Consider the following 11400-nt stretch of genomic DNA (forward strand, 5'->3'; position numbering starts at 1 on the left):
ACCGCAGTGACAGCCAAAGCTCGGAGACCAGTGCGAAGGCCACGACGACGGCCTCTGGTTGGTGACCATGGTGGCGAGATCGCCGGTGGTCTGCACAGGAATCTGCCGCCCTGGTGAAGCTGGCCGGTCGGCACGCCCTCGAAACGGACTTGGCGGCGGCCAACCAGCACAGGGCGGACCGGCCTGCACGTTGGCGGTCACGTACTGGTCGGTGAGCTTGACGGAGCGGTCGAACGCCGCCTCCCGCTACGCCCGTGTGCTCACCGGATGGGTACCGCGACCTGCCGGAATGACGGCCAGTGAGCTGTGAGGACAGCACGGAGTGTGACAGGCGGGCGAAGGTTCCTGGCGACCTGTCGGGGCGGAGAGCTGTCCCCCAGCTGCGCAGTGCGGCCACATTTTGGAGGAAAGAGCACCAAGTAGGGAGCGGATGTCCGAGTGGTGCGCTAAAAAGCAGTACGGGACAGAAAGTGTCGGGGGGTACGTGATGTTGCCAGTCACCTGTGGTGGGGTCCGCGGTCGCCATGGGGCCACGACCGAGGGTCCGCTACGGAATCGCCGGTGATGGGGTCGCCAGCGACGAGTGCGCCGTTCTTCCTCCCTGAGCTGACTCTGGGCCTCGATGCTCTGCCGACCGGGGCGAAGCGGGAGTTGATCTCCTTCCTCGAAGAGGTGGCGCAGGTACGGCGTGGGCCTTTGCATGTGTGCACCGCGTTCAACGCCGTGTACTTCGGATATGACCTTGATGCCGGCGCATACAGCACAGACATCCTTGACCCGGAGGCGTTTACTCTCCTGGGACCCGATGCCAGGAATCCGCTGCCGCCTGTGGGTTCCTTTGTACGAATAGAGCGTGGGGCACACTCCCTATGGGGGGAAGTCTGTGCGTCGTTCGGTGCCTCGCCCGACATCGAGGAAGACGGATGGACTCCGAGAGGACTGTCGGGAGCGCCGTTTTCGGATGGGTCGGAGGTCGCGCTCGCGCGTGCGGTGATCGACTGGGAGGCTCTGGGACCGCTGACGTCCGTTGAGCACAAGGAGCTTGCCCGCATTCGCAGGTCGCCTGCTGGGGCAGTGGACCGGTGGGGCCACTTGGTGGGAACAGGCGACACGAGCGCTCTACTGTCGGGGCGTGACCACAGTGGGCTGTACCAGCAGTTCCTCATGGGCCCGGGACAGCGGTTGCTGGCGGAAGGAGACCTGGGCCCGCTGCTCCAGGACTCAGCGGACACCGTGGCGGCGGAGCGTGCTCTGCAAAGGTGCTTCAGAACCCTGGAGGAGTTGTTGCGCCAGGCTCCAGGCCTGGCTGTATGGGGCCTGTATGCGCAGCCGGTTGAGCGGCATCTGCAGTTCGCCTCCGGCCCGGTGGCGGCGGAGATGGTGGATCGGTTCACACGACCGGCCCCGGGAGGTACACCACGCTACACCGCGGTATGGCCGGTGCTGGTTGGTTGGGAACACGAGGTGGGTGATGAGCATGCATTGGAGCTGACCGCGGCAGCCTCCGCGATGATTGATGCAAACCTTGCTTTGGCCTCCCAGGTCACTGCAGGCAGTCTGCGCCGCAACGTGGACTTGCGGATCGATGACAGCTGGCAGCAGGGCGGCGTCTGGCGGGCTCAAGCGCTGCCGGTCGACGCGGTGTTGGTGGACTGCGATCCATTGACGCCTGCCGGCTTGGGGCATTTGGAGCATCTCCTACCCGACGTCGGCAAATCCACGGACGACTCCAAGCCGAGGCAGACCGACTCTGTGGTGAACGTGGAGCATCTGGACGAAGCACTGCTGGTGGTTTCAGTGGCTCTCTCGGAAGCAGACCTGTCGGCCGGGCGACTGCCATTGCCAGATGCGGTGCCGTCGCTGTTGGGCCAGGGGCCTTTGATACTGGAGGTACATCACAGTGGCCAGCTGCTGGACCGTGATCTAGCCCGGCAGCATACGCAACACGAGCCGGGCGGACTGTCATCGGTACAGTGGCCGGCGTCCTTCTATCCCGGCATCAAGCTCACTGTGGCTGCTGCGCGTTCCGGTCGGCAGTTGATAGTCACCACAGTGCTCCTACCGGCTCCCATGCAAGTGAGGGGCGCCGTCCTGCACTGGTACTTCGACCCGGTGCTGCTGGCCGAGGCGTGGGGCCCGCTGGATATCCCATCCCTGATAGGACTCGAGCTGCCGACGCAGCGGCCGATCAGCGGAGGGCATCGGCCGCCGGTGTCGGCGCTGGAAGCACTGATCACGGCGGCATTGTTGCGTGATGGCAGGATCGGGACGGCCCGGTCCCGGTCGTTGGACGGTCAGCAGTTGAGTGCGGCGATGTTCGGTCCGGATGTGGTCACGCCGCCCTTGTTGTGGACGGTAATCCACACCTGTGAGGACATGGCGGCGGCTGGTCTCCTCACCCGGACGACGGTCGCTCACCGCGGCGTGCTGCCGGATGTGTTCACTTGGTGGCCCGACACCGATGAGGCCCGAGAAGAACAGCAGGCCATCGCCAGAAGCGTCGATCGGGCTACGCGGCAACTACGGCACTGGCGGCGTCCCTGGGAACGCAGGCTGCCCAACGGACACAACGCCACCCCCGCTGCACGCGCGCGATATGCCGAGTGGCGTATCGAGGTTGACGGCCCTGAGGCTGACACCGAACTACCCGTGGGACACACATTTGTACGCGGCCATCGCAGGGGAGAGGGACAGGCCCCTGCCTGGCACCAACATCTGCGCCGCTGAACTGCTGAACGTTTGAACTACTGAAAGGAATCCTGTGGCACGCCGTACGCCGCGTACCCCGCATCACACGCTTGTCGAGCCGCAACGCACCCCATACCTGGTTCTGGAACAGGCCGTCGCGGAACTGTCTGATCCCGTCGGGGATGTATTGGCATTACTCACCGAGAAGCAGCTCTCCTCAATGCTGGAGCGGCTGAGCCGTAAGAGCCGCACGGCGGTTCTGCAGGAGCTGCGCACTCCGTCGGTCGGACAACCGAGCACCCACGCGGTGCGTCAAGCGCTGGGAGCCTTGCGGCGATGCGAAGGGGCTCAGCGGACATACCTCATCAGCACGCTCACCCAGCCCACGCTCGACGGTATGTGGGACGGCCTGTTCACCTGGCTGGAACAAGGTTCTGACCAAGACCTCTCCGCATTGGAAGAGCTGGCTCCGGACCGGACCGTATTGCTGCTGACCGGTCTGGTGCAGTGGAGGGTCACACATCATGCGGTCCCGTTGCTGCACTTGGTGTTGCGCGACCATCCCTTGTCATCGTGGCCTGCCGAAGGTGCCGACGCCGTTGTGGGAGCCTGCCAGGCATTCGAGAAAGCCTATCGAAACCGTCCAGCGGACAGCACGCCGTCGGGGCCGACGCCTCGGCCGGTGGGCGTGCCCGCCGATAGCGAGGAATCCGCAGTTTCGGGTGAGCCGGCCAGCACCATCGATCTGGGTACCACAGCAGCCTCTGCGACCCAGGCAGACCGGTTGCGTGGTGCCTTCGCCTCGGCCATTGAGGTCGTGTCCGAAGCTGCGATGTTGTTGACGGCAGGCAGAGTGGTGCCCGCTGGGCTGCTCCAACCGGTCAGGAAGGTAGCGCAGGTTGTCGATGAGGTGCACACGGCAGTAGTGCGGGCTCTACACGAGCCCGGAGCCTATCCGGAGCAGGATCTTCCGAGCTTGTTGGAGGCGCTGGAGGCGTTGGCAGCTGCGGCTGACCAGGATCACGCCATACGGGAGATCCTGCAGCGCGTCGCAGTGGCGAGCGGCCCGGTGGGACACCCTGCTATCGCACAGCTTCGCGCAGCTGCGGATTCATTGTTGGCCGTCGACAAGTGGACTGCGCAGCAGGCTCAGGAGGCTGAATGGCTGGCAATGGTCGCGGGTCTGGCGGACGCGGTGGAATCGGACGATGACGATGGTGTCGATGCTCTGACCGAACAACTGCATCAGGCGCTGCCCCCGGCCATCGCGCCCGTGTTGACCTTGATCCTGCGCGGCAAGGCTGTCGTTCCATCTGTTCCCAACAGCTCCGACCCTGCAAACGGGAATGATCCTGAAGGCCTCCACGAAACAGCACCACAAGAATCGGCCCCCTTCGAGGGCTCACCCCTCCAGGAACTAGGCGGTATCCCGAACAGCGACGGTGAAATGTCTCCAGACGCTGATGAAGCATTGATCCCAGCTCCCCGTCGCGGGATCGACACCGAGCCAGGAGCTCTGGCGGCTGGTCCTTCCAAGCCGACACCGTCCTCAGCGTCACCGGCGGTGGACCGCGCGATGACTGTCGACAGGCGATTCGCACCATTACAACCGGCTGTTGCCCACACCACGGCACAACTGTCAGCTAAGAAGAGGCCAGATACGCCTACTGCTCCGGCTGTCTCTCCTGTCCTTGCTGATCTGACAGGACGGGGGCAGCTGGCCCTGGCTCACCACGCCGCCCATGCCCTCGGCCACCTCCCCACCGCCTCGGCGCTGCGCGCCCTGGCTCTGGCAGAGGCCATGCGCTCGGACACAGGCGCCTGCGCCCATGAACTTCGCGCGGCGGTGACCGATCAGCTGCAGCGCGGCGTGCCCGACTCCCTGGCCGACCAGCTGATCGTGTTGGCCGCGGCCGTCCGGTCCGGTCTGCTCGCCGGTGATCCCGACAGTGGCGAGCTCGCCTTGAAGATCGCTGCACAGTGGCACGACCTACCGGGAACAAGTGCGGTTGCCACAGCGATCGGTCATGCCTCCGCCCGGGGACAACTGTCTGGACGAACCACTCTCAACGTCCTGGCCGCCCGGCCCGACACTGGTGATGACCTCGCCGTCATCTGCGACACCGCCCGCGCCGAGCTGCGCACGGGCCCCAACCTCAGTAACCTGCGAGCCAAGCAGTTCGCCGAACAGTGGTGGGCGCCTGACGGCCGGATCGGCGCCCTGCTGCATCCAGTCGCCGACGACCGGCGGGACTTGGCAGCCGTCACTCGACAGCAACTGCGCAACCTGGGCGCGCCCGGGGCGCTCTCCGCCTTCTTGGATGCTGACGACAAAGCAGCCCGAGGCACATCCCGCAAACTCAAGAACGCTGCCCGCTCACGGATCCTGCAGCACGCCGCCAACTCTCTGGACGTCGTCCAGCAGTGGCTGGTCGTGATCGCTCAAACCCAGCCCCGTGCAACCGATCCTCTCTCGTTCCTCCACAAGGCGGTCCAACCGCACCGCCAGCACATGATCGATGAGCTGACCGCTCTGGCCGAGACCAACAGGAAGTCTCTGACTGCGGCAGCGGCACGGAGCTGCTTGGCGAGCCTTGAGACAACAACTCGACTGTTGGCCGGCGGAACCCTCACCGGTACCGAGCCTGAACCGTCCACCGTACTGAACAGCGACCTGCTGCGGGCTCCCGAGCTGGACTTCAGCACCCACTTGGTCCCGTCCCGTACTCCGACGCTGGACGATGTGTCAGCTGCCGACCGCGCTGACTGGGCTCAGGGTGTCCGCACGAGTATCGACCGCGAGAACTACGCCATCGCCCGGATCGCTCTGGACGCGTTGGAACAAGCGGATACCACTTCCTCAACCCTGACAGACGAACTGCGTGCCACGTTGCACACCCGGCGTGCCCATAGTGGCAGCGCGATCAGGGCCCTGCATGGCGAGCTGGCCCGCGATATCGATACCGCTACCCGGCTGGGCCGGGTACCCGAGCCCGGGCGCGCCCGGATCACTGCCCGGATGGAAGCCACGTACAGCGCTCTGGCCGGCGATGCTCTCGGTGCTGTCCGCCGCGAGTGCGAGGCCATTCAGATGGAACTCGCCGCATTGGGTGCCGAGGCCGCCCGGTCCCTGCAGGAACGGGCAACCGTCGAGCTCAACGAAGCCGACGCGCCCACACAACTGACAGACGCTGTACGACAGCTGATCGTCGAAGGTGACCTCGCGACGGCCGAAGAATACTTGCTGGCGGCCCGAGAGGGGAACACACCGCCCCATGCGCAGCACACCGCGCTGGCTGACTTCGCTGCCTTCTTCCCCGCGGTCTCACAAGCCTTGTCCGACGGCATCACCCCCGCGGTGATCACCGCGGCCGAGAACGGCACGAGCCTGGGCCCTCTGAATTTCGGCCCTCTGTCCCCTGGCGACCGTAAGATCGCCGTGGCCGCACTGACCGCCTGGCACCATGTCGCCACCCGGTGGGCCCAGGTCCGTACCAACACCTACGTACTGCGCCCGGCCCTGCGTCTGGCCGGCATCGAATACGAGCGCGAGGCCGATCCCGGCCTGCCTGTTGCCTCGAACCTGCGCCGGTGGGTTGATCTGCGCGATGTGACACTGATCGGCAAGGTCCGCCTACCGGCTTTCGGTACGCAAGCAGACGGCCGGCTGCGGCTACTGATGACGTCCGAGGTCACCGACGCCGCCAAACTCATCGCCTGGGTTCAGCAAGACCCCAGCTCCATCCCTGTCATGATCGCCTTCATCGGCACCCTGTCTCCCACTCAGCGCAGAGCCCTGGCCGCCGCGTGCGCCGACCATTCCGCTAAACCCGTCCTGGTACTGGATGCTGCCGCCCTGGCCTACCTGGCCTCGCGCGGCAGCGGCCAGTTCACCCTGACCGAACGCATCCTGGCTCCGTTCAGCGCCATCAATCCGTACACCCCCGACGCCAACGAAGCCGTGCCAGAGGAGATGTTCTACGGTCGTGCCGAAGAACTGTCCGCCGTCACAGACCAGCACGGTGTCAGTCTCTTGTACGGTGGGCGCAGACTGGGTAAGTCGGCCCTTCTACGGGCTGCAGGACGCCGCCACGCCCTTACCGAAGGGCATGTCGCGCTCTACCTACCGCTGCCCAGCAACCTGGCCTCGGGCACAGAGGAAATCTGGGACATGATCTCCACCGAGCTGGGTCGGGCGGAGATCGGCCTGGCCCCCGGCCGACGCGCCTCCACCGCGTTTCGGCGTGTTCGGGATGCCATCACGGCCTGGCTCGATCAAGACCGGACCCGACGTTTGCTGCTCTTGCTCGACGAGTGTGACTCCTTCTTCGACGCCGAAGCCGACGCCGGCTTCCCTCAGACCACCCGGCTGAGGGACCTGATGAGCGCGACCGAACGCCGCTTCAAGCCCGTCTTCGCCGGCCTGCACCAGGTCCAGCGCTTCGCCGGCCTCCCCAACCAACCGCTCGCCGAAGCTCACTTCGGCAGAGCCCTCGGCATCGGGCCACTCTCCCCCGGCCCTGCCTACCGCCTATTGCAGGAGCCTGCTGAGGTTTTGGGGATCAGCTTTGCGCACGACAGCCTCATCCACCGACTACTGGCCTACTGCAACTACCACCCGAAACTCCTGCAGGTCGCCGGCGAGGCCCTCGTCAGTGAGGCGCTGGCCAGCCGCACGCCCGACGGGCCACCCTGGACCATCGACAACGACATCCTCGAGCGTGTTATCGGCTCCCCGGACCTGCGACGTCGTATCCGCGATACGGTGCGCCTCAACCTCAACCTCGACCCCCGCTACAAGGTCATCGCGCTACTCATCGCGCACAACGCCCACACACACGGCATCGAACACAGCATGAGCACGCGCGCTCTGCGCTACCAGTGCGCGGAATGGTGGCCTGAGAGTTTCACCCACCACACAGCCGACGAGTTCCGTGTCCTGCTGGAAGAGATGGTGGGCCTGGGTATCCTGGCCACCGAACGTGACGGCTGGCGCCTGCGCTCCTCCAACGTCCTACGCCTCTTGGGCACTCCGGACGCCATTGAGGAAGAACTACACGCTCACGACCCCAACGACACTTCCACCCGCCTATCCATCAGCCAGGCTCGGCGACCGCTTCCCGGCGCCCGTATCAGCCCCCTGACGGAACAGCAGATCGCAGGTCTGGTACGCCGCGATAACGCGCTACGCATCGTGCTCGGCACCGACGCCACCTGCCTCGATGACGTCACCACCGCCCTGGCCGACCAGCAACAACGCACCCCCGGCGAACTGGCACCCCTGATCAAACCGGCCACACCCCACGCTTACCGCCAGGCGCTGAGTGCAGGCAAAGCCCGCAGCCCTCACAGGCTGATCGTCAGTGACATGCGAGGTTTCAAGCCGGACCGCGTCGAAACCGCTCTGCGCGACGCCATTACCCGCCAACCCGCCTCGGGCGTAACTCGCTGCGTCATCGGCCTCATTGACGCCGGGAATCGCGAACACCTTGAGGTCCTGTCCCACTATGCGGAAGAGGACATTCTTGTTCCCCTTCAACGCGCCACCATCGATGGCATTCGCAGTTGGGTCACCCCCACCGACGTCCTGACCGCCTTCAACGCCCCGGAAGACCGTCGCCGCCTCTTCTCCACGACCGGAGGTTGGCCAATTCTGCTCAACCAAGCCGCCGAGTTGGCCGCCACCAGGCACAGCGCACCAGACATCTGCCGCACCCTGCACGATGCCCTCGCCACACCCGCTGGCGCCAGCCAGTTTCTGGAAGCAGCCGCCCTTACCGGTCCGGCGCTGCAGGACATCTTGCACGACCTGACCGAACTCGACGAGCCCCTGGCCGTAGACGATCTCGTGGACCTCCTCGCTTCAGACCACCCAACCGCCGCCGACGCTCTCGCTACCCTGCGCCACCTGTCAGCCCTGACCGAGACACCCGGCACCGACGACTCCGCATTGGAAGCAATTGTTGCCACGGCCTGGCGCGCACACGGACCACGCTGACCATCACAGCGACACGCGAAAGAGTCGTTCCCTGCACCTCGCCGTTGAGCGGGCCGTCCGCGAGCCACAAAGTCAACCTGGTGGCAAGCCACATAACCGTGGAGGTCGTCCTGTCCAACGGGCAAAACCTGCGGAAGGCCCTCCGGCTCGTGGTGATGGCGGTCGTCCCACTCACGGCCAGTCAGCCGACTGGTTCGTCGACCCCCGCCGCCACGATGTCTGATCCGGCTGAGCGGTCGCGGGACGGGCTCTCCACAGCCGCAGGATGACACGAACGTGCACAGCATCTCAGGACCGAGCCCTCGCGAGACCCCACCTGAAGGTCCGACCGGCCGGTGACCGGAGTCCTTTGAGAACATCGCCAGCACCTCAACAGCGCAACCCGGAGGAGACGCAGGCGATCCGCAGTCCGAAGGCGGATGTACCTCAGCGCCCTGCCCGCACCGACCGGGGCCAGGACGGCTACACCGACCTGGCCACCCGGGCGGCCAGATGGCTCGCGGCGGCCAAGAAACCTCCCCTCCATGATGACGCGACGACCCGCACTGCGCCATGGGTTCGACGCTCATCTGACGCACCATAAGAACGAGCGTCAGATGAGCGTCGAGCCCGTCGTGCACCATTCCCAACGAAGACCGCCGCGGACTGCCTGCCCCTGCACTCTTGGGTGAAACCGCAGGTCGGAGCAGTGTGCCTGGACGGCCGCGCGCTCCACGTCGTGTCCGTTGGGAAACACGCCGAGCGCATCCCGCCGTGCCTGAGAACCCCAGGACTGCAGGTCAGAGCCCCTTTGCAGCAGGCTCCAAAATCGCCACGCACTCCACATGGTGCGTCATCGGAAAGATGTCGGCCTGGGAGAGGCTCGGAAAAGCCCAGTTCAGAGCCCTTTTTATGACTCACGGTACCGCGTGCTGGCGCCCAGAGCGTCAAACGAGCGTCATGACCGGCAGTCCATTCCTCCTCCTCGGGACGGAACAGGTTGCCACGATTAGCGCCCCCTGCACGAGCCCTCGGATCATCGATCGCCAGGGCACTGGTGGACTACCACCTCGCGAGGGCTAGGACACCGGCATCGTCACCCCTACGGGATCCAGGCGGAGGCGACGTTGGAAGCCCTGCGGGACGCGGAGAACGACGGCCACCCGCTCGCGAAGATGGACACGGCACACCGCATCCGGGGGCCCCGCAAAACCGGCGCGGCCGGGGACCGGTAGGTCTTGCCCTGGCGACAGCGGGCACCGCCTGCCGCCGGGACAACCAGTACCGGGGACGCTAGGGAGTCCCCGAGTTCGCAGTGCACGCCCGCCAACCAACTGCTGCGTGAGGGGCGACACGCAGCTGCGATCCGCAAGGGTTCGCGTATGCGTAGTGGTCGAGCGTCAAGCAGGCGGGTTGGATCAGGGCCGATGAAGCGCGGCGCAGCCTAATGGCGGTACAGATTGGCTACTCCGCTGCGCAGCCATACATCGTATTCCTGAGTCCGGTGGACCCCGACGATCCGATCCAGATGCTCCTCGAACGCCAGCTCGAGCGGGCCCACCCCCGTACAGGAGCGCATCAGGGCTCCGTCTGCGCGCGGAGCAAGGTGCACGCACCCGATCCCGGGATTCCGCGCATTGCTTGCCCGGGACAGAGCAGCTTCGGAGAAACCACCCGCGGCGTAGAGCACTCCACGGTCACAGCCGACATCGAGCAGTTTGCCAACGAACTCGTCAATGGTCCCGATGCTTACCGGCCGCTTGTATCGCTTGGCTTCAATGGCAATCGTGATGTCCTGGCCGACAACCTGCCCGCGTACCAAGGCGTCGAGTTGTCGCGTGGCTCCGCTGACCAAGCCGGTCACGTGGGCGTCCGGTTCAACAGTGGCGCCTGAATCGAGGCTCTCGACGAGTTCGGCGACTTCTTGCTCGAAGTGCTGCCACGGCTCCTGCTTCTTCCCTCGAACCTGACCGCTCGGGCTCCCCGCTACCTGTCGAATCACCGCCGTATGCTAGCTCGATCTTCGCCATCTTCTGAGGAGTTGCCCTACTCAGGCCATTTTCAGGCGGCTCTTGCACCCTCGCAACGGACCGCGCGGCGCTCGACGCCGCGACCAAGGTGTTCAGTCCGAGCAGGGCCTCGGAGTATCGACCCGCGGCTCTGCGGCTGCTCGGCGATTCGAGCAGGGGCGGCAACTACTGAACTGCAACGGGCAGCCCGCCCACGCCGACGGGCGACCCACGGCACCGGGACCGGCTTGGCCATCACCCGGTCGCCACTGGCCTGCCACGACAAGGCGTTCGACGACCTCACAGACTTGCTCGGCTGCGACCGCCGCAAGGTTTGCGCCGGGGGCGAGCCGCATCTCGTCCAGCAGCGCCGTCCACGACGTGCGGCGGTGATCGAGTAGGGCCTACCGGGCCCCATCTGGTGTTAGCCCAGGCCCGGCCGAAGGGGTGTCGAAACGACCAGTCCGAGCACGTGTCGGCGTCGGGCCGGAACCACGGTGATACATCCACTGCGAGCACGAGGCGGCCGTCAGGCTGCCCAGCGCAGCCGAGCGATGTCGATCCGGCCCTAATTCAGCCCGGAGTAGCGGGCTCGGCGTCCGAGCCCGTGCGCGGGACCAAGGGCCAGGTCCACGAGCGTGCGGACCGGACCGCCCCTGCACAACAACGCGAAGCACAGCTCGAACAGGGCGTCGCCGCGTGAAAGTAGACAGGCGTCCAACTCGG

General features: G+C 65.7%; 3 protein-coding genes. 2 read left to right on the forward strand and 1 reads right to left on the reverse strand.

Annotation, left to right across the window (positions count from 1 at the left end; translation table 11 throughout):
* Positions 1-564 precede the first annotated feature (564 nt).
* A complete protein-coding gene (locus tag ACZ60Q_RS06905; RefSeq protein ID WP_469629446.1) occupies positions 565-2727 on the forward strand; it encodes a hypothetical protein in 2163 nt (720 codons plus the stop codon).
* A 34-nt stretch (positions 2728-2761) separates the two neighbouring features.
* Positions 2762-8686: an ATP-binding protein gene (locus ACZ60Q_RS06910; RefSeq protein ID WP_469629449.1), complete on the forward strand. Its 5925-nt coding sequence runs from the start codon at positions 2762-2764 to the stop codon at positions 8684-8686.
* Between the two features lie 1423 nt (positions 8687-10109).
* Here the strand turns inward: ACZ60Q_RS06910 and ACZ60Q_RS06915 are convergent.
* Entirely contained in the window at positions 10110-10667 is a 558-nt protein-coding gene (locus tag ACZ60Q_RS06915; protein WP_469629451.1) for a restriction endonuclease, read from the reverse strand.
* Positions 10668-11400: the final 733 nt, after the last annotated feature.

The organism is Streptomyces sp. NPDC104313 (assembly GCF_055583985.1).